Below are 19,799 nucleotides of genomic sequence, written 5' to 3'. Positions count from 1 at the left end.
CTTTAAATTCTCCTTACTGGAACACCAATATAAGTACCAGCTTCAGTTATATCACTAATAACAACAGCCCCTGCACCAATTTTACAATCGCTGGAGATGTTTAGGTTATTACTTACTATGCTTCCAATCCCCAACCACGATCTGTTTCCTACTTTTACTGCTCCTGCGAGATGTGCACCTGGTGAAATATGAACATAATCCTCAATATAGTTATCATGATCGATGGAAGAGCCGGTATTGATGATGCAACCTTTACCTACTTTAGTACAGCTGTTAATAACGACCCCTGCCATTACAACTGTTCCATTTTCTATTTTCACTTTTTCACCAACTACAGCATTTGGGTGAATTAAAACTGGAATATCGGCATTAAGAGTCACCAGCCTCTCATAAACCTTTTGCCTCGTTGCATTATTACCAATACCGACAAATATCTCATACTCTTCTAAGTACTCATAGACTTTATCTGAAGTTCCAATCACATCTATACCTATCGATGTTTCGATACTCTCGTCATCATCTAAAAAAACAATGCATTGCCACCTATTCATTTTCATCGCAATATCAGCAACAACTTTTCCGTGACCGCTAGCACCTATAATTAAAAGTTTGCTCTTCATTTTCTCATTCTTCCTTTTCGCTTCCCTTAAATGCTTCCATCGTAGCAGCTGTTTCCGAATTAATACCTTCCCGCTCAAATACCTTTTTAATGGTTAATAAAATAATCTTCCAATCTCTGATAAAACTTACATTGTCCACGTACTCAATATCAAGATTAAATTTATCTTCCCAACTAATTGCATTTCTCCCGCTAATCTGTGCTAAACCAGATAGTCCTGGTCTTACTTCATGTCGCCGTTTTTGATGTTTATTATAAAGAGAAAGGTACTGTACTAATAGGGGCCTGGGACCAACAATGGACATATCACCTTTTAAAATATTTAAAAGCTCAGGTAGTTCATCAAGTGATGTCGAACGAAGGAATTTACCAAACTTTGTCAATCTAGCACTATCAGGAAGTAGTTCGCCATTCTCATCTCTCTCATCCGTCATTGTCCGAAACTTATACATCATAAAAATCTTCTCATTATACCCAGCTCTTTGCTGCTTGAAGAGTACCGGACTACCTAATTTAGATTTTACAAGTATCGAAACAACTAAAAATACTGGACTCAAAACAATAATAGCAATTAAGGATAGTATAAAATCCATAGGTCTTTTTAGAAAATTTCTATAGATACCACCTTTTGCACTCTTCATTAGTTATCCCACAACCTTCTAATAATCTTACAAATTCTCATTAATCCCTCATCAGTCATTTTCGTATCTGAAGGCAAACAAACTCCATTCTCAAACAACTTTTCCGCTACATCTTCACCGATAAAATCATACTTTTCAAAGAACGGTTGCAAATGCATCGGCTTCCAGACGGGTCTTGACTCAATATTTTCTTTTTCAAGAGCTTCCATAACATCAATAGGTCTGACCTCTCCAGTCAGTATCATACAACTTAACCAGTAATTAGGCTGATCCCACTCATTACTCGGCATGAATTCAATACCTTCAAGCTGATTAAGTTCTTGCTTATAAAATTCAAATATATAGTTTTTCTTAGCAACCCTTTGATCTAATACCTTAAGCTGACCTCTACCAATCCCAGCAACCACATTACTCATTCGATAGTTAAAACCTAATTCACTATGCTGATAATGTCTCGCTTGATCTCGGGATTGAGTTGCCCAAAAACGAGTCTTTGCTACTCTCTCCTCATTGTCCGAAACAAGCATTCCACCACCTGAAGTGGTGATAATCTTATTCCCGTTAAAAGAGAATATACCATAGTCACCAAATGTTCCGGTATGCTTGTTCTTATAATATGTACCTAGAGATTCTGCAGCATCTTCTATAATAGTTACATTGTGTCCCCTGCAAATCTCCAGAATCTTATCCATATCTGCTGACAGTCCATATAAGTGAACGACAATTATCGCTTTTACCTTTGGATACTTTTCAAAAGCTTTTTTAAGAGCTTCTGGACTTATGTTCCATGTTTCATAATCACTATCAATAAAAACTGGAGTTGCATTTTGATAGATTATTGGATTAGCAGTTGCTGAGAAAGTAAGTGTTGGACAAAAAACAATATCTCCTTCCCCAACTCCAGCTGCTTTAAGTGCCAAATGGATAGCAGCAGTTCCAGAAGATAGAGCCGCAGCAGATTTCGAACCTACCTTTTCAGCTAATTCTCTTTCAAATCCATTAACGTTTTCCCCCAAAGGAGCAATCCAGTTTGTATCAAAAGCTTCTTTTACATATTGCTGTTCAAAGCCTTCATCACTCATATGTGGTGAAGAGAGGAATATTCTATCTGTCATTTTCTGAGACTTCCTTCCATACAAAATTGCTTCAAATAATATTAATACTTTTTTGCATTCTTTGATTGATTTTAATAATATTCTTATGATTCATGTACCGCTAAAAGTGTTCTCTCCATATAAACAATTGCCATTAGTGCATCCTTCAATTCAATAGCGTCATACCTTTCAAAACTATCAATCAAGTTAATTATCATCTCTGAATCAACCTCAACCGTTCGTCCAACATAAATCTTTTCATAAACCTCACCAGGAAGAACTTCATTCTTATTCAACAGTTCTTCAAACATCTTCTCACCAGCCCGAATTCCACTATATTCAATTGGAATTTCGTCTTCAGTATATCCTGATAGTTTAATAAGATTCTTAGCAAGGTCAGAAATTTTCACAGGTTCACCCATATCAAGCACAAAGATTTCTCCACCTTTTGCAAGAGTTCCTGCCTGGATTACAAGTCTAGAAGCTTCCGGAATTGTCATAAAGTAACGCGTCATGTCAGGGTGGGTAACCGTAACTGGCCCACCCTTCTCAATTTGCTTTTTGAATAACGGAATAACACTACCTCGGCTACCGAGTACGTTACCGAATCGAACTGCAACAAATTTTGTCTTACTACGCTGCGACAAATCTTGGACAACCATTTCCGCAACGCGTTTTGTAGCTCCCATAACATTCGTAGGGTTTACCGCCTTATCGGTTGATACCATTACAAAGGTCTTCACACCAAAAGCATCTGCGGCTTCTGCCACATTTCTCGTACCAATAATATTGTTCTTAACTGCTTCATGTGGATTATATTCCATTAATGGTACATGCTTATGTGCTGCTGCATGATATATAATCGCTGGATTATGCTTGTCTACTATCCAAAACATGCGATTACGGTCTTGAACATCGCCGATTATTGGGACAATTTCCGTTTCCGTATCACCATATTTTTGTTTCAATTCCATATCAATCGAATAAATGCTGTATTCCCCGTGTCCAACGAGTAAGATTTTCTTTGGTTTAAAGCGCATCAGTTGGCGACAAATTTCCGAACCAATTGATCCACCTGCACCGGTTACCATCACTGTACTTCCTGTTACATATTCAGATATCGCTTCAATATCCAATTTTACAGGTTCACGTCCAAGTAAATCCTCAACCTCGACATTCTTCAGATTGCTTACCGATACTTTCCCTGTCATTAGATCCTCAATCTTAGGAATCATTTGCACTTTCACATTCGTCTTATTACATTCTGTGACAATCTTCTCTAATGCCCCATTGCGTAATGAAGGGATTGCAATAACAATATGGTCTATTTTCATTTTTTCGACGATTTGTGGAATATCCTTCACTTCACCCAAAACGGGAAGATTATATAATTGCATCTTTAGTTTCGTAAAATCATCGTCAACAAATGCTACTGGTAATAATTCATTATTATGATGATCATTTTGCAGTTGTCTAGCAATCATTGCTCCAGCTGAACCTGCACCGACAATTAAGGTGCGTTCTTGATCTGTAGGATTTTTAATATAACGATCACGGAAGATACGCCACATAAAACGTGACCCACCAATTAATAAAATATGAAGTAGCCATGTGACAAGCAGTGCACGACTATACAGAGAGAAACCATTTGCGAGGTATTGTATGATTCCAGCAGAGATAATCGATAATGTTACAGCTTTAACAATAGTAATCAATTCTCCGACACTTGCATAGGACCATACTTTGTTGTACAGCTTGTAAGCAAAGGCGAATATATGATGAAAGATTAATAGTGCGACTGCGCTTATGACTAGTGCATCTGTACGAAAAATATCTACTTGTGGATAGACAATCCATGATGCAATGAAAATTGCTGTACTAACAATCAGAGAATCTAGTAAAATTAATAATGTTAACCTTCTTCGGTAACTCAAATTGTGTGCTCCTTTCTGGGTGTTTAGTATTTATAAAAAATTATGTAACACTAAGATAATTTCATGTAGTAGATAGAAATATTCTGCAAACACTTTTAAACCATGATGATTATATTACTAAAGACCTAGTCATATTATAAGTGACTTTAAACAAATAAAGTCACTTCTTATCTCTTATTGTAATTAAATCTTTAAAATAAGAAACAGCATTCACTCGATTGCGAATATTTACCTTATTATAAATCTCACTAATATAATTTTTCACGGTACCTTCACTTAAAAATAGATGGTTAGCAATCTGATTATTTGTGTTACCTTCCATTAATAAATAAATGACATCTAATTCTCGATTCGTATATTGATACCCTGATCGCTCCAACCGAAGTGCAAGTATTTGCTTTTTATCCAATGTTAATTCCCGTATTCGATTAGCAAGAATACGAGAAACCTCCCCCGAAAGCACCATTTCACCAAGATAAGCATCACGAATACAGTTGATAAGTTTATCTGCATAGAGACTTTTTAGCAGCAATCCATCAGCACCAGTAATAATTCCACTTATGACAAAATCATCGTCCGCATTGGTTGTTAGCAATACCACTTTTATCTTAGGATAGTTCGTTTTCAATTATCTTGTTGTCTCAATTCCATTCATTTCTGGCATGTGAATATCCATGATAACGACGTCTGGTTGTACTTGTTCTATTTGTTGGATTGCTTCTTTCCCATTTTCCGCAATTCCAATCACATCGATATCATCTATTTGCTCGATAAGCGCATTTACACCTTCACGAAACAACCGTTGATCGTCAACTAACAGAACACGAATCATACTACCTGCCCCCAACTGTACGTTTTGTTCCTTGTAGTGGATTCTAATACCAAAAAGAATTCACTACAAGGTATGCAATCAAGCGAAGATATCTTCCGGCTTGAAATTGATGTCTAGTAGGGTTAAAGGCTAAAATAATCCTAAAAACTTCTTCTTTTTCTTTCTGATGGACGAAGGTTCGAACCGATTGACATTTTGATTGTCGATTAGAAGCTGACCGTTCTCCATAAACATGTAGAAATAATCCGTTCCAAATTCACTTTTCACTTCTTGTAATGCCTCTTGCATACAAAATCCCCGTGAGGTTGTATTGTGTGCATCCGAAGCAATAAAATGAGTCAAGTTTGCCTCGATTAATTGCTGGGAGAAAGTCTTAATATTCTTCCCAAATTTCCCAACAATACTTGCTGCAGTAACTTGAGTTAATGCACCATTCCGCACAAATTCATACAGCTTATTTGGATGCTCGATTAACTCTTGGTTTCTTTCTGGATGAACAATGATCGGCGTATAGCCCGCCACTTGAATATCAAATAGCATCTGGCTCGAATAACGCGGCACATGTGCAGATGGAAATTCAACAAAGAGATATTTCGTATCGTCTAGCGATAATAGCTCTCCATTATTAATATCCTCCACCATATCCCCGTTAATTCTCGTTTCTTGACCCGGTAATACGTTTAGCGGGATATCTTCTCTTATCAACAGCTCATTTAATATATTCACATCTTGAATAATACTACTTCGTTTATTATCATACTTGCCGTTTCTATGATGAGGGGTTGCGATAATAGTAGTTATACCCTGTGCTACGGCCTCTCTCGCCATCTCAAGGCTATCTTCTTCCGTCTGTGCTCCATCATCGATGCCAGGCAGAATATGCGAATGGATATCAATCATACTACATACATCCTCTCTAATAATTTGTACTCGTAGTCCGCTACGAGTAATGTCTGATAATAGAACATATTATAACAGAATACTAGCATTTTTTCATTCATCCACATGCATAATAGTGTATTATTATCCATTGTTTAATTTTAGACGTTTTACGACAAAAAAAATACCGGTAAAAAGTAGTATTTAATAGAGAATCGATTGTTTCGCTCATTCGTTTGAACTAGCACTACAAAGATAAAACCCCCTACATCCTATCTTTGCAAGGGGGTTATTACTTTTTAGTTCGTACCATAGTAGTAATAATAATTAGACGCAGATTTCTCACGTCCATTTAATACAGTACCAAGTAATTTGGCTTTGGCAGGCTCAAGCGCTTCTTTTGCTTTTTTCGCAGCTTCGAGATCAGTATGCTTACTGCGAACGACCAAAATAGAGCCATCCACAATATTCGCTAAAATTTGCGCATCTGTCACAGCTAATACTGGTGGTGTATCAAAGATTACAATATCATAAGTCTGTTGTGCTTCTTTTAAAAAGCTTTCCATCTTCCTTGATGCTAATAATTCTGAAGGGTTCGGCGGAATTGGTCCACATGAAATAACATCAAGATTCTCTATGTTTGTGCGATTTACCGTTTCATCAATCGTATGCTCACCAACAAGAATATTGCTCAACCCCCGTAAATTATCCAAGCGGAACGTATAATGTACGGTCGGTTTTCTTAAGTCAGCATCAATCAGCAATACTTTCTTTCCTGCTTGCGCATATACAACCGCAAGATTCGCAACCGTTGTCGATTTTCCTTCTGCCGGTCCTGAAGAAGAGATAAGCAATGATCTGATTTCATTATCTACAGATGAGAATTGGATATTCGTACGAACTGTACGATATTGCTCAGAGATAGGCGATTTCGGATTCACCTGTGCGATTAAATGTCTGAATTTATTTGTTGTATTGCCTTTAGATTGTTTTCCTTTGCGCGCCATCTAACCCACTCCTCCTCATTTGTTTCGATTGGAACGTAAATTGATTTTCTCGTACATCTTCATCACTTACTCTTGAAATTACTCCAAGTACAGGTAAGCCAAGTTTCTTCTCTACATCATCTTCTGTTGTAATCGAATTATCTAAGTATTCAAGCAAGAATGCTAGACCAACACCAACCATGATTCCAAGAACAGTTGCGATTGCAATGTTTAATATTGGATTCGGTGCAACAGGTTTTGGATTCGGACTTAATTGTGCCTCTGTAAGTATATTCACATTATTAACATTCATAAGTTCTGGTATTTCATCATGAAAAACCCCTACCGTTGTATTAGCAATTTTTACTGCTTGTGCAGGGTCTTCATCTGTTACCGTAATCGTAACGACTTGAGAGTTCTCTGCGCTGGAAACTGCAATTTTTGAGCTTAGTGCTCCAACTGAATATGGAAGACTTAATTCTTCGATAACTTTATCTAAAATTGCGGGTGTTTTAATAATGACATTATAAGTATTGATTAATTGCAGGTCTGTTTGAATATTCCCTGTATTTAATTGTGTATTTGGATCTTGTCGCTCCTGATTAACGATAAACTGCGAGCTCGCCTCATATGTTGGCGTTAATACAAAATAGCTGATGACTGCAGCTATAATCGCGGCTCCAAGCGTGATTGCTGAAATTAGTAGGAGACGCTTCTTAATCACCTCGAATATCTCTTTCAAGGATATTGTTTCTTCCATGGTGTAACCTCCGGATTCATTGTTATTCTTCTGAAAGCAACAAACAAATAAACTCGTTCACTACTATTTCAGATTACAATAACGAATTATATCATAATACTTTATAAATGTGACGATGAATTTTGTAAGTCTTTGTAAATTTGTAAAAAAATTTGGTGATTGAAAACGCTGGATTAATAGGATAATAATTAAATTATCATAGGTATATAGTACCGATTTTATTGATTTACAGCAGTTACTATCTATTTGATTTTTCAATAATTTCAACGGGGTATAGTATCCATTTCCTCCTATTTTTGGATACATTACAAATATATTACAAATTACTTATCAATCTATCAAAATTTACCAGAAAAGGATATAATATATTGTAATTTGTAAGAATTGTAGAAAATATGATAATCGATATAGGGGGATTTTTACATTGGCCAACAAGAAAGTTATGATGTCGGTAACTGCAAGTGCCGCAATTGCAGCCGCAATTTTCGGTGCGGAACAAGCAGAAGCAGCCTCGTACAAGGTACAGAGTGGGGATTCATTATGGTCCATCGCACAGAAACATCAAACATCTGTTTCTAACTTAAAAACATTAAATAAATTGACGTCTGATGTAATTTATCCGAATCAAGTTTTGGAAACTAGCACGAATTCTGGTGCACAGCCTGGCAATTCAAACAAAACACCAAAATCCGGTACAACGACACCTACTACTAATCAAACTACATATACAGTAAAAGCTGGTGACACACTAAGCGGTATCGCCTCAAAACATAAAATTTCACTTTCCAACCTGATGAAATGGAACGGATTAAACACTACATTGATCTATCCTGGAAATGTGTTAAAGGTGAGTAACACAGGGAATAGCAGCGCACCATCTACACCTTCTAAACCAAAGGAACCAGCAAAGGCTCCTGCAGATAACGGTGGCGGATCAGTCTACACAGTTAAATCTGGAGACACGTTATCACGCATCGGTTCACAGTACGGCGTAAGCGTTGCTAACCTGAAACAATGGAACAACTTGAAATCCGATTTAATCTACATCGGACAGAAACTAAACATCAAAGGTGGAAATGCACCTGCAACACCACCAGCGAAAGAAACACCAAAAGCACCGCAAACTGACGTTAGCTACAATGTAGACAAGCTAATCAGTACAGCGAAAAGCTTTAACGGTGTAAAATACGTATGGGGCGGATCATCACCAAGCGGATTTGATTGCAGCGGATTCATCTATTACGTATACAAACAAGCAGGCATGGACATCAGCCGCACATCATCAGCAGGATTCTTTGATCGTTCATACTATGTAAACTCACCACAACCAGGAGACCTAGTATTCTTCTCAGGAACATACAAAGCAGGCATCTCCCACATGGGAATCTACTTAGGTAACGGCGAATTCATCCACGCAGGATCTGACGGCGTTGAAATTACTAGTGTAAGTAATTCATACTGGAAGAAACATTTTGATAGTTATAAACGTTTTTATTAAAATAGACTTATAGTTGATAGAGGAAGAACCCCACTCAGGGGTTCTTCCTTTTTTGTGGTGGGAGGATTGATGGATGGATGGATTCGTGGAGCCATCATGTGTGGGGGCGGAGCTCTCTTTGCTTTTCTTGAGCTCTTAGGCGCGAGGTCGGAGCTTTCAATTTAATCCATGAGCACTTTGAGTACCGGAGAGAGCCTCTAAATCCGCCTAGTCCATTTTTTCTTTTTGACGTTATAGATTAAGTTAGCTTGTTTCAATAGATTTTTAACGACATGGCGTGAACCCACTTGAAGGAGGTGCATCATTTCCTTATTAGTTGTCCATGGATTTGTAAGAAGGAAGTGGTCATTTATCGTTTTAATATGTGCATTTTTTGATATATGCTTGCATTTATGACAGTGCCAGTTCCGCCGTTCACGATTCATCCTAAACCGACTGCAATTGAGACATCGCACGCCTGGGAGCAGATCACTGATTTTTAGTCCGTGAACTGCCATTATATTCCGGTCATAATCGATACTCTCTCTTAAGAGTGCATGTCCAATTTTCTGATGTGGTATAGAGATTGATTTACTTACTGCTAGCTGCTTTTCGTTGTCGATTATCTTCTTCGGGATATTTTCGCCATGGGCAACGATGTTTGCAATCAAATGCTTATCGCCTTCTACCTTAATGATTGTAGCTGGTTCACTTATCGCGATAAAATAATAAATCGGAATATCCTGAAAACCATGGGAATGGAGCCAGTTTTGAAGTTTATACATTTGAAGTTCGACCTGGGTAATGGGGTAGCTGAATCCAGTTTCTCTTTCGCCGTCACTGCGGATAAATTGATTGAAGTTCGTGTCGAATGTAACGGTGCCATGATAATTTATGACCTCTATTAAGTAAATCGCCCTTTTTGTAATCACAATATTATCGATTTGAACGGTTTGCCCGTTAACATTTAAGCATACATCCTGGAGAATGGTTCCAATGCTCGCCAGAAAGTTTAGATGATAATCAACTCTCAACTCACCAGCATAGCCTCTATGATACTTCGCTAATTCTCGATCAATCTCTGCCCGTTTCGGTGAGTTTATGGCAACTCTTGCCGCTAACACTTCATACTTTTGCAATACAAGTGGTTTCATTCGATTTTTCATGCCATTAAATTACTCCTCTTTTAGTATATTTCATAAATATAAGTATAGCTTTCTCTATCACTTGGTCAAAAAGCTAAAATTTGATTTCTATGTGAATAACTTGATTGAATTTTATTTATCTCTGTCGGTAATGTACGTTAAATAAGAAACCTATGCATAATCCAAAGTATTCGACAGCTAAAATAAGATTTCAACCTTTTTTTCAGACGTTTTTTGCTTATTTGCATTTAATTTATATATGCTATAATGGACTCAAAAAGGAGGTGAACAAGTTGGAAAAGGAAGATCAGATTATAGGGATGCTGGAGAGGATTATGGAAAAGCAGGATGAACACTCGCGAATATTGGGAGAGCATTCTCAAAAGTTGGATGAACACTCGCAAATTCTTCATGAACATTCTAAGAAACTGGATGAGCATAAATCCCAATTAAATGAACACAAGCAGATTCTTTCAGCACTTCTTACTGGACAAGATTATTTAAAGGCAGAAATTGATGGAATGAAATTGGCTAATGCAAAAGAGTACGGCGATATAAAAGAGGAAATTAGTATTATATCGACAAACCAGGAACTTGTGCGTAATGACACTTGGGCAAACAGAGTAGACATACATCGAATTCAAAAAACAATGGGGATGTTCTAAAATCCACCTCACTATCTTATCCTGTTCCACATAATTGATTAACCTCGAAGAATATCACTACTGGTCATTTTCTTATACTTCTATTAAAAATTAAGAAAGCATTCAACTCCTCATGAGAGTGAATACTTTCTTTTTTATTTGGAGATTGATTAGGAGGATCGGCGTGAGCGCTCCAAATTTGGTGTAAATGCTCTGGATTCCAGCACGTGCGCTCCAGATTTTATTTTAAGAGCTCCAATCCTTCCACGTGCGCTCCAGTTTGCATTTAAGAGCTCCAATCCTTCCCACCAAAGCTCCAGATTACATTTAAGAGCTCCGACCCTCCGCACATGCGCTCAAACACTACTAATAAGAGCTCCACTCACCTGCCCTTGAGCTCCTGCAGATCAAGTCCTAGCATCTCACTTCTACTTCTTCCTCTCTCCCCCACGATAATTCAACGCAACAATCCCAACAGCCACCAATGCAATCGCACCAACAATATAAACATTGATTGCTTCCCCCGGGATCAACATCGCTGATAATAAAGCTCCAGATACAGGGGTGATAAATTTATAAATCGCTATTTCTCCTGCTTTGTTATATTTCAATATAGAATACCAGAGTGCGAATGCGACAGCTGATAGAAGTGCGGAGTAGATGAATAGCCCCCATCCTAGAGGTGTTAAGCTCATTGCATTTTCGCTAAGTTGTGGCAGGCCAATGAGTAGCATTACTGCCGCACCGATCGACAGCTGCCAGCCTGTTAATGTAAATGGGTGAATTCCAACAGCGAGCTCCTTTGCCATAATCGTTGCGATGGCCGCTGCGACAGCAGAGAGAATCATGAAACCTTCCCCATCTAATTGGAAGCTTAGCTCGAGTCCCTGCCCCCAATTCGCTACGATTATTCCGGCGAAACCGGCAATTAGACCGATTGATTTTTTCCAATCCAACCGATCATTTTTATAGAAGAAATGCGCTAAGATTACAACAAAAAATGTTCCTGCAGAGGATAGGATTGCACCTTGCATTCCTGTAACATTCGCGAGTCCATTATAAAAGAAGTAGTATTGCACGGTCGTTTGGAAGATCCCTAGTAAAATTAACACAGGAATTTGCTTGCGGGTTACGAGCAGTCTTTTCGGATTTGTTATAACAAGCCCTGCCAATATTATAATTCCAGCCAAGAGGAAACGCATCCCTGCTAATACCATTTTGGCAATCGTATCGTCAGGCGCCATTTGCAACTCCTCATAACTTATTTTAAGGACAGGAAATGCGCTGCCCCATAATACCGAACAAAAAATGGCAATCAGAATGACTGCCCATTTCTTCTCATAAATACTTTTCAAAACATGTCAGCTCCTAAACTATTTCATCAGGCGCAATTTGGAAACACGCCAAAGGAGATTATACTATATTTATAGTTTAGGTCCAAATTAAGGGCAATCTTGACCCTCTTTTCAATCCGATTAAGAAGCTGTGACAATTAATTTCCTAGTAATAATCCATCCCGCCTAACATAATATTTATTAGATAACTATTTTGTAGTAAGAAATATTTTATACTTTCTTACCTACTAATCAAGCTATTTGGAGGGATATTATGAGCGGTGCTTCACTAATTACGTCAGAAATGATTGCTAGATACTATGACCTGAGTAAATTAAAGAAAGAAATCGATTCGGAGATGAGTCAATTAAAGAAACAATTTCACGCCTATTTTGACGAACAAGTTGGAGCCAACACAAAAGGAGAAGTAACGAATGGTGAATTCAAGTTGCAGCGGCAAATACGGAAGGTTGAGAAGTTTGTGGACGACCTGACCGTTACGAGATTAGAAGAGTTGAATATGGATGAATTAATTTATGTTGAGAAGAAGCCAGACGACGAGAAAATCAACGCGGCCATTAGTCTAGGATTATTAAATGAAGAAGATATTAGTGATTGCCGGGTGAGCAGCTTTTCCGGGGCGATATCGGTGAAGGAGATTATTTAGAGATGTGCTGCAACCCCAGACTTTATGAAAAATAGGTATGTGGGGGGAGCCTTTATTCTGGTTCTTGATCGCTTAAAGCATGAGGTGGAGCTCTTATATAAATTCCTGAGCGCTTAGATCATGGGTTGGAGCTCTCATTCTATTTTACGAGCGCTCAAAACAGGATTTGGAGCTCTCATCATATTTCACGAGCGCTCAAATAATGCTTTGGAGCTCTCATCATATTTCACGAGCACACAATGCTTTCGAGCTCTTATCCTACTTCACGAGCGCTCAAAACAGGATTTGGAGCTCTCATCCTTTTTCACGAGCGCACACAACATGCTTTCGAGCTCTCATTCTATTTCACGAGCGCACACAACATGCTTTGGAGCTCTCATCCTTTTTCACGAGCGCTCAAAACATTAGAACTCTCACATCATCACAAACCAAAAAGGCTAATCACCTTGATATGCAAGTGATAAGCCTCTTCCCTATACCTCTATCCCTCACGCATCTTAATAATACTCACCGGGACAAGGTTTCTGTCCCCCCGTCCCTCAATAAGCCTTCTCTTAAAATGGTCAATCGTGATTAATCTGACCGCTTTTTCAAAAGTAAAGTAACCTACTTCCTTCGTTTCGCTGGAGGTGGCCAGTTCCCCATTAATGGTTCTCCCTTTATATATAAATACGATTACTGATCTTTCTATATCCTGTTCCACTGCAAGAAAGGTTTCCAGTTTTATTTCAATTCCTGACTCTTCTTTTACTTCTCTGATTGCAGCTTGCTCGATTGCTTCCTTTTCTTCAATATAACCGCCTGGAAATTCCCAGCCTCTTCTAGTCTTCACAAGTAATATATGACCTTCATCATTCACTACCATTACCGCAACAGCTACTTTATATTTTTTCACTTTCGTTAGGCTCCTTCAGTTCGTTTAAAAATTCTTCTAGAAGGTCAATGAATTTTTCCATATCAATCGAGCTGATATTGCCAATATTTGCTACACGGAAGGTTTTTTGTTTATCGACCTTTCCAGGGTAAATAGTAATCCCTCTTTCATAAAAGAAATCATGCATTTCATAAAAATTATAGTTAGGATGTGACGGTTCAATAATCGAAGTAATGATTTTTGAATGATTTTTTCTATCAACCAAATGCTTCATTCCTAAACGGGTGATTCCCTCAATTAACGTCTCCCATGATTTCGAATATCTTTCATATCTGCCTTCAATTGTTTCCCATTTCGTTTCAATAATTGCTTGTTTTAAGGCATAAAGTGTTTGAACAGGTGGAGTAAATTGCATTTGTTTCGTTGCTTTAAAGTGGGCGTATTGGTTATATAAGTTCAAATATACATTTCGTCGTCTTGCATTCTTTAACGATTCCACTTGCTCTTTATTCGCGACAACAAAAGATACACCAGCCATCCCTTGAAGGTTTTTATTGGAACTCGCTGCAAGATAGCTAATATTCATTTCCTTCATGTCGATTGGAATTGCAGCGAAGGCGCTCATTGCGTCAACGATTAGGCTTAAGTGATGCTTCTCGCATAACTGCCCAAGTGATTCGATATCATTTAGCAGACCTGTCGATGTTTCACAATGTACGACGGCAATGTGGGAGATTTTTAATTTGCTATTTTGAATAAATGTTTCCAGTAATCTTAAGTTTATCGCTTGATCAGCTGGACTGATGAAGTTGTAGAATTTTAATCCATATGCGCTAGCAATTTTACACATCCGCTCGCCATATGCCCCGTTATTGATAATCAAGAGCGCATCGTCACGAATAACAGAACTTAAGATTGATTCAACTGCAGCCGTTCCAGATCCGCTAAAAAGGACTGTCGTATAGTCTTCAAGGTTGGCAACAAAAGCTGTTAACGCATCGGCGACAAATTCCATTACATCACTAAACGCTTCTTCTCGCGGACAAATATCTTCTACAATTTGGGCATACTTTACCGTATCTGTCGTTGTTGCGGGACCTGGGTTTAGTAAAATTTTTCGGTTTACTTTCTGTACAACATTTTCCTTCTCTTTTATAAGTGGGTAGATAAAGTTGATCGCTCGCTGCCAATGTTCCTCCATATCTACTTCACACCAAACAATATTACTTTCCTGTTGAACGAAGATAGCGATCTCTTTTGCAATGGAAACCAATGCCTCTTCATAATGCATCTTATGAAAATCCTTCACAGTCTTTTCCAGATAACTGCACAGCTTATGAAATGTAGCATTAGCGAGCTTTGTAATGCCAACGAGTTCACTGGAAACATGATTCAGGACTTGTTTATCTTTAGACATATTGATGAGATATTGGTTATCATCTGCCTCAATATAAACCTCGTCACCTGAATTTGTGAATTTACTCGCTAAAATTACATTTTCACAAGGATGGCTGATTACAATATTCAATGCCTCTTTTTCATAAATTAAGTCAGACTCCAGGAGTAAAAAATCTTCCTTTATGACATCCTTTAATTTGTATAATGTGTACATACTTCCTGTTGTTTCATAATCGGCATTATAAACACATTCAATTTCTGGATATTTCACTGCCAATTCTTCGTAAGCTTCTTTCTCATATCCAGTCCCAATAATAATGGACTCGATCCCTGCATCTAACAATTTTAAGATTGAATGCTCAATAAGTGGTTTTCCATCTAAAAGTAAAAACCCCTTCGGATGATCTCCTGTTCGCTCCCGTATTCGCTCGCCCATGCCTGCTGCTAAAATGACTGCTGTCTTAACCATTTAAGAACACCTGCAATCGTTCTTTAACTTCAAACGGTTTAACCTTTGGGCGTCCGAGGTTCTTCTTCGATCCTTCTGCAATTTTTACATACAAAAATGTTAATCTCGGATTTTCTTTCCACTCTTGTATCCCTTCCTCTAATTCTTTTAGATTATGAACATAGATCGATTGCTCATATCCACATGCAAACGCTGTATCAACGAAGTTCACATTAGGAGATACCGTGAATTGCCCACCGGTTGAATCATGCGTATGGTTATCTAACAGGATGTGAAGAAGGTTTTCAGGCGCATAATAACCATTTGTTGCTAAATTCCCCATCCGCATCAGCAATGCTCCGTCACCATCGAGTGCAATAATCGATTTGTCCTTTCTAGTCAGTGACAAGCCTAACCCTATCGAACTGATACATCCCATGGAACCTACCATATAGAAATTATTAGCGGCATCCTCCACTTCATATAACTCCCTGCCAGTCTTTCCAGTAGTCGCTAAATATACCGTGTCATCATCTCTTAAGGATGAAATTAGCGCTAATACTTCAAATCTATTTGGAACTTCATCCTCCTTCACTTTTTCTCGCTTTTCCTTTTGAATCGGTATTTTTTGTTTCGGTTTTTCAATCAATGCAATACTATCGAATGTTCCCTTTCTCACTACGAAGAAGTAAGCTTTATTTTGCTCGATATAATTGTTGGCAATCTGAAGCTGTTGCTTTGCCTCTTCAAGGTCAGTGGATAAATAATCCCATTCGATTTGCATTGACGTTAGTAATTTAGGAGTGATCTGCCCCATTAGTTCATGTTGCGGTTCATCTGGAAAACCAGGCTCGCCGCGGAGGCTGACAAACCCTAAGATTGGAATCTTAAATGGATGAATGAGCGATGTTAAAGGTGAGATGGCATTTGTCAGTCCCGAATTTTGCATTAACACAACGGCCTTTCTCCCACCGAGAAAAGCCCCTGCAGCAATTGCAATCGCATCTCCTTCATTATTCGCCATGACATATTCACATTCATTAATGGAGAAGTTAATGAGACTTTTTAAATAAGAACAAGGAACTCCACTATAAAAGTCAAATCCCAATTCCTTTAACACTGCACCGAATTGTGACGTTTCCATTATTAATTATCACCTGCTTCTTGAACCTTCTCATACGTCTCCCTATCTAACCACGAACTTTTAATGTAGTGTACAGCTACTGGGTGTAATGCTAACGTACGATTTAGTAAATCCGCCAACGTTAGCTCGCTTTTCCGATCGCTGTTCATTAAATCTTCTAAAGCCTTATTAATAATGGCTGCACCTTTTTCCGAGACCTTCCATAAGCCGATAAACTCTCCATGGACATTTGCCTGATTTCCAATAGTTGTCATAGATTGTAAGTTTACTGTTTTGTTAAACAATAACTTGGAATGGGCTTCAGATGTGATAACTGGATTTCCATTTGCTCCTCGACCATCTGCATCGACGACAATCGTAATATCATTTTTATCTTGCAACAGTTCTTTTAAAATATAAGGTTTATAGAAAATATCATTGTAACTAATAATCGTATCTCCACCTAGTTTATCTCGATGCTGATATAGCGAAACTAACTCTCCAGTTATGCTTTCCTGTACAGGGATTGTTACGATATTATTTACTCCATTTGCTTTCAGCTGCTCCAGTTGCTCCGCCTGTATGGCTAATGCCTCCGGTTTCCTTACTAATATCGTTCCATTTTTATTACTGCTTTGAGGGAGGTATAATGTCTCCGCATGCCCTAACTCTTCTTCGTTTTGGAGGTGAAAGACTTCCTCTAATGGGGATACCGTCTGTTCAACATGCAATAGACTTTGATCTTGATAAATCTTACCTGATGTTTCTTTCATCGCCTTGATGGAGGCACGTAAGTTATGATTCGCCCAAATGACAAGACTAACCCCTAACTCTTGAAAAAGAGATGTGGGCGTTTTGTAATATTTCGTTGGTACGATAACAACTGGATGCCTATTTCCCCATTCCTTCATAAATGCTTCGATTTCATTACTATCGGATTGTTTGCTATGGATAAGAATCGCATCGGCTCCTGCTTGGCGATAGGCTTCTGCACGTTTGAGTGCCTCCTTTACTCCCCACCCTGCAATTAATGCTTCGACTCTGGAGACTACGACAAAGTCATCATCCTTTTGAACATCCTTCATTGCTTTAATCTTTCCAGAGAACTCCTCTATATCTGCTAATTGCTGCACCTCACCCCTAATAAAGGAATTCGTTTTCGGAAATAATTTATCTTCAATACAAACACCGGCAATATCACGTTGTTCCAGTTTTTGCACAAGTCTTCTCGCATTATTAAAATTCCCATATCCTGTATCCCCATCGAGAAGAATAGGAATCGTCGTCGCATCGCTCATAAACTCTAACACTTCTAAAATCTGTGTCCATGAAGCCTCATTGTTATCACGGACACCGAGGGCTGCAGATATTGATAACCCACTTGCCCAAATCCCTTTAAAACCTGTCTCTTCTACTATCTTAGCTGATAATGCATTATGTGCTTCCATAATTGTTTCTAGCTGGTTACTCCTAATTAGATTCTTTAGTTGTGTGGACTTCTTCATACCCATACTCTCCCCGTCCTATTCCTTATCGATTGGAATGAGTTGTTTCCTTAGTCTTTGAAAGCTATCTCGCTTCATCACACGATAAGTAATCTTCATCAGTATATTCGTATCGTTCGATAAGTGGTTTCTAATTACATCAAACACTTCATCGCCAGTTTCACAGTAATAGACTTTACTTTCTGCCATCCCAAGGTTAATCGCACTCATTCCGATTTCTCTCGCCTTTTCTCCAACGATAACGAGCATATCTAGATTTGCCTTTGCCGCTTTCTTTCCCATTTTTTCATATTGTTCGGATGCATACTTTCCTTTCCCAAGTTGTGGCATATATCCGAGCAAGGCAATCGACTTCTTATTCTTAGAGAGCGCTGTTAACACTTTCAACCCGGTTTCCATTGAAAGTGGCGCAGCGTTCCACGTATCATCCAAAACAGTACATCCATCGACACCTTTTTTAATTTCTAAATGTTCTTTTACCTGTTTAAAGGATGAAAGCACATCAATGGCCCGACCTATATCCACTCCGACAAAGGATACCGATGCTATTGCTGCAAGTGCATTGTATACATTGTGTTCGCCAAACCCCGGTACGAAAGCTTCATATGTTTTTCCTTCATGTACCAGATCGAACTTCATCCCAGCCTCTGTGTAATGAATATTCGTTGCTCTAAAATGGCAATGTTCACTTTTTCCAACGTAAATTACCCGTTTTAAATGACGGATGTCTACTACTTTTCTAATGTTTTCGTCATCGGCATTTAGGATTAGCACGTCTTTGTCTGGATCCATTCCAGAGATAATTTCTGCTTTAGCTAGCATATAATCTTCTGGTGAATTAAATCCTGTAAGGTGATGGACATCAATATTTAGCAGGACTCGTATTTGCGGCTTGAAGTAATCACAAGCAACTTTTAGATACCCTGGATATGCAACAGGCATTTCATAAACAGCTACCTCTGTTTCCTTTTCTAGTTTCATTAAATATCTTAAATTTACTGACATGGAGTTCATACTCATCCATGTTCCTTTTACATGAAAATCTTTCTTTAGTATTTGCCGTATCATTTCTTTTGTTGTGGTTTTCCCACATGTACCAGTTACACCGATTACGGGGATATCAAAGAGTCCCCGGTAATAGGAGATAAACTTCCAGTAAACATCTTCCAAATGATTGCACGTAATAAGCGTGATAGAGTCGCCAAGATTCTTACACCGATCAGGGCGATTTGTAATGAGGATAATTGCCTTATTTTTCCTCCAGTACTTTCCATTAATTTTCTCACCGTCCATATGAAACACTAACGTATTATTATCAATGGATCGCTTCGATACATTCATTACGTAGTGAATCATCGGATCGTTACTCTCTTGCAGAAGTTCATCCTCACCGATTGCTTTTAGAATCGTACTCAATCGTATTGGTATCACATTTGTTC

Annotated in this window: 19 protein-coding genes; 3 read left to right on the top strand and 16 right to left on the bottom strand. The window is 38.3% G+C overall.

The window, feature by feature from the left end; translation table 11 throughout:
• Nucleotides 1–2: 2 nt before the first annotated feature.
• The 9 genes from CWR45_RS05885 to CWR45_RS05845 all read right to left on the bottom strand — a co-directional run bounded on the left by CWR45_RS05885 (nt 3) and on the right by CWR45_RS05845 (nt 7,745).
• The gene (locus tag CWR45_RS05885) at nt 3–620 is read right to left on the bottom strand and encodes an acetyltransferase (protein WP_115748912.1); all 618 of its coding nucleotides are present in this window, start codon (nt 618–620) and stop codon (nt 3–5) included.
• Between the two features lie 4 nt (nt 621–624).
• Nucleotides 625–1,260 (bottom strand): sugar transferase, encoded by a 636-nt coding sequence (locus CWR45_RS05880; protein WP_115748910.1) that lies wholly within the window; start codon nt 1,258–1,260, stop codon nt 625–627.
• Nucleotides 1,260–2,375 (bottom strand): DegT/DnrJ/EryC1/StrS family aminotransferase, encoded by a 1,116-nt coding sequence (locus CWR45_RS05875; protein WP_115748908.1) that lies wholly within the window; start codon nt 2,373–2,375, stop codon nt 1,260–1,262. The genes CWR45_RS05880 and CWR45_RS05875 overlap by 1 nt, the downstream gene beginning before the upstream one ends.
• 83 nt (nt 2,376–2,458) lie before the next feature.
• The gene (locus tag CWR45_RS05870; protein ID WP_115748906.1) at nt 2,459–4,288 is read right to left on the bottom strand and encodes a polysaccharide biosynthesis protein; all 1,830 of its coding nucleotides are present in this window, start codon (nt 4,286–4,288) and stop codon (nt 2,459–2,461) included.
• A 160-nt stretch (nt 4,289–4,448) separates the two neighbouring features.
• The gene (locus tag CWR45_RS05865) at nt 4,449–4,916 is read right to left on the bottom strand and encodes a LuxR C-terminal-related transcriptional regulator (RefSeq protein ID WP_115748904.1); all 468 of its coding nucleotides are present in this window, start codon (nt 4,914–4,916) and stop codon (nt 4,449–4,451) included.
• Nucleotides 4,917–5,120 (bottom strand): response regulator transcription factor, encoded by a 204-nt coding sequence (locus CWR45_RS05860; protein ID WP_115748902.1) that lies wholly within the window; start codon nt 5,118–5,120, stop codon nt 4,917–4,919.
• 129 nt (nt 5,121–5,249) lie between these two features.
• Nucleotides 5,250–6,020 (bottom strand): tyrosine-protein phosphatase, encoded by a 771-nt coding sequence (locus tag CWR45_RS05855; protein ID WP_115748900.1) that lies wholly within the window; start codon nt 6,018–6,020, stop codon nt 5,250–5,252.
• A 278-nt stretch (nt 6,021–6,298) separates the two neighbouring features.
• Nucleotides 6,299–7,006, bottom strand: coding sequence for a CpsD/CapB family tyrosine-protein kinase (locus CWR45_RS05850; RefSeq protein WP_115748898.1), 708 nt, complete (start codon nt 7,004–7,006; stop codon nt 6,299–6,301).
• On the bottom strand, nt 6,981–7,745 hold the full coding sequence (locus tag CWR45_RS05845) for a YveK family protein (protein WP_115748896.1): 765 nt from the start codon (nt 7,743–7,745) through the stop codon (nt 6,981–6,983). Before CWR45_RS05845 ends, CWR45_RS05850 begins: the two co-directional genes overlap by 26 nt.
• A gap of 424 nt (nt 7,746–8,169) precedes the next feature.
• Here CWR45_RS05845 and CWR45_RS05840 point away from each other — a divergent pair, with 424 nt between their 5' ends.
• Nucleotides 8,170–9,243: a C40 family peptidase gene (locus CWR45_RS05840; protein WP_115748895.1), complete on the top strand. Its 1,074-nt coding sequence runs from the start codon at nt 8,170–8,172 to the stop codon at nt 9,241–9,243.
• A gap of 197 nt (nt 9,244–9,440) precedes the next feature.
• Here the strand turns inward: CWR45_RS05840 and CWR45_RS05835 are convergent, their stop codons facing one another.
• Complete coding sequence (locus CWR45_RS05835) at nt 9,441–10,388, bottom strand: nuclease-related domain-containing protein (RefSeq protein WP_115748893.1); 948 nt, start codon at nt 10,386–10,388, stop codon at nt 9,441–9,443.
• Between the two features lie 272 nt (nt 10,389–10,660).
• On the opposite strand from CWR45_RS05835, the gene CWR45_RS05830 reads away from it, so the two are divergent.
• Nucleotides 10,661–11,032 carry a hypothetical protein gene (locus CWR45_RS05830; protein WP_115748891.1) on the top strand — a complete coding sequence of 124 codons (372 nt, stop codon included), beginning with the start codon at nt 10,661–10,663 and terminating at the stop codon, nt 11,030–11,032.
• A gap of 407 nt (nt 11,033–11,439) precedes the next feature.
• On the opposite strand, the gene CWR45_RS05825 is transcribed toward CWR45_RS05830, so the two are convergent.
• The gene (locus CWR45_RS05825; protein ID WP_115748889.1) at nt 11,440–12,366 is read right to left on the bottom strand and encodes a DMT family transporter; all 927 of its coding nucleotides are present in this window, start codon (nt 12,364–12,366) and stop codon (nt 11,440–11,442) included.
• A gap of 253 nt (nt 12,367–12,619) precedes the next feature.
• Between CWR45_RS05825 and CWR45_RS05820 the strand changes: the two genes are divergently transcribed.
• On the top strand, nt 12,620–13,012 hold the full coding sequence (locus CWR45_RS05820; RefSeq protein WP_115748887.1) for a hypothetical protein: 393 nt from the start codon (nt 12,620–12,622) through the stop codon (nt 13,010–13,012).
• A 481-nt stretch (nt 13,013–13,493) separates the two neighbouring features.
• On the opposite strand, the gene CWR45_RS05815 is transcribed toward CWR45_RS05820, so the two are convergent.
• The 5 genes from CWR45_RS05815 to CWR45_RS05795 are packed head-to-tail and all read right to left on the bottom strand — an operon-like array spanning nt 13,494 to nt 19,791.
• The gene (locus CWR45_RS05815; protein ID WP_245975347.1) at nt 13,494–13,907 is read right to left on the bottom strand and encodes an NUDIX hydrolase; all 414 of its coding nucleotides are present in this window, start codon (nt 13,905–13,907) and stop codon (nt 13,494–13,496) included.
• Nucleotides 13,894–15,753, bottom strand: coding sequence for a 2-aminoethylphosphonate aminotransferase (locus CWR45_RS05810; RefSeq protein WP_115748885.1), 1,860 nt, complete (start codon nt 15,751–15,753; stop codon nt 13,894–13,896). Before CWR45_RS05810 ends, CWR45_RS05815 begins: the two co-directional genes overlap by 14 nt.
• Complete coding sequence (aepY, locus tag CWR45_RS05805; RefSeq protein WP_115748884.1) at nt 15,746–16,879, bottom strand: phosphonopyruvate decarboxylase; 1,134 nt, start codon at nt 16,877–16,879, stop codon at nt 15,746–15,748. The genes CWR45_RS05810 and aepY overlap by 8 nt, the downstream gene beginning before the upstream one ends.
• Nucleotides 16,879–18,360: a phosphoenolpyruvate mutase gene (gene aepX / locus CWR45_RS05800; protein ID WP_115748882.1), complete on the bottom strand. Its 1,482-nt coding sequence runs from the start codon at nt 18,358–18,360 to the stop codon at nt 16,879–16,881. Before aepX ends, aepY begins: the two co-directional genes overlap by 1 nt.
• An 18-nt stretch (nt 18,361–18,378) precedes the next feature.
• The gene (locus tag CWR45_RS05795) at nt 18,379–19,791 is read right to left on the bottom strand and encodes a Mur ligase family protein (RefSeq protein ID WP_245975346.1); all 1,413 of its coding nucleotides are present in this window, start codon (nt 19,789–19,791) and stop codon (nt 18,379–18,381) included.
• Nucleotides 19,792–19,799 lie beyond the last annotated feature (8 nt).

This window comes from Oceanobacillus chungangensis, assembly GCF_003369565.1.
GTDB classification, from domain to species: Bacteria; Bacillota; Bacilli; order Bacillales; family Amphibacillaceae; genus Oceanobacillus; species Oceanobacillus chungangensis.
This window is presented reverse-complemented; position numbering and strand designations above follow the sequence as displayed.

Coding starts and splice junctions, on each gene's coding strand:
- CWR45_RS05885 (WP_115748912.1), bottom strand. CDS start 620: ATGAAGAGCAAACTTTTAATTATAGGTGCTAGCGGTCACGGAAAAGTT.
- CWR45_RS05880 (WP_115748910.1), bottom strand. CDS start 1,260: ATGAAGAGTGCAAAAGGTGGTATCTATAGAAATTTTCTAAAAAGACCT.
- CWR45_RS05875 (WP_115748908.1), bottom strand. CDS start 2,375: ATGACAGATAGAATATTCCTCTCTTCACCACATATGAGTGATGAAGGC.
- CWR45_RS05860 (WP_115748902.1), bottom strand. CDS start 5,120: ATGATTCGTGTTCTGTTAGTTGACGATCAACGGTTGTTTCGTGAAGGT.
- CWR45_RS05855 (WP_115748900.1), bottom strand. CDS start 6,020: ATGATTGATATCCATTCGCATATTCTGCCTGGCATCGATGATGGAGCA.
- CWR45_RS05850 (WP_115748898.1), bottom strand. CDS start 7,006: ATGGCGCGCAAAGGAAAACAATCTAAAGGCAATACAACAAATAAATTC.
- CWR45_RS05845 (WP_115748896.1), bottom strand. CDS start 7,745: ATGGAAGAAACAATATCCTTGAAAGAGATATTCGAGGTGATTAAGAAG.
- CWR45_RS05835 (WP_115748893.1), bottom strand. CDS start 10,388: ATGAAAAATCGAATGAAACCACTTGTATTGCAAAAGTATGAAGTGTTA.
- CWR45_RS05820 (WP_115748887.1), top strand. CDS start 12,620: ATGAGCGGTGCTTCACTAATTACGTCAGAAATGATTGCTAGATACTAT.
- CWR45_RS05810 (WP_115748885.1), bottom strand. CDS start 15,753: ATGGTTAAGACAGCAGTCATTTTAGCAGCAGGCATGGGCGAGCGAATA.
- aepX (WP_115748882.1), bottom strand. CDS start 18,360: ATGAAGAAGTCCACACAACTAAAGAATCTAATTAGGAGTAACCAGCTA.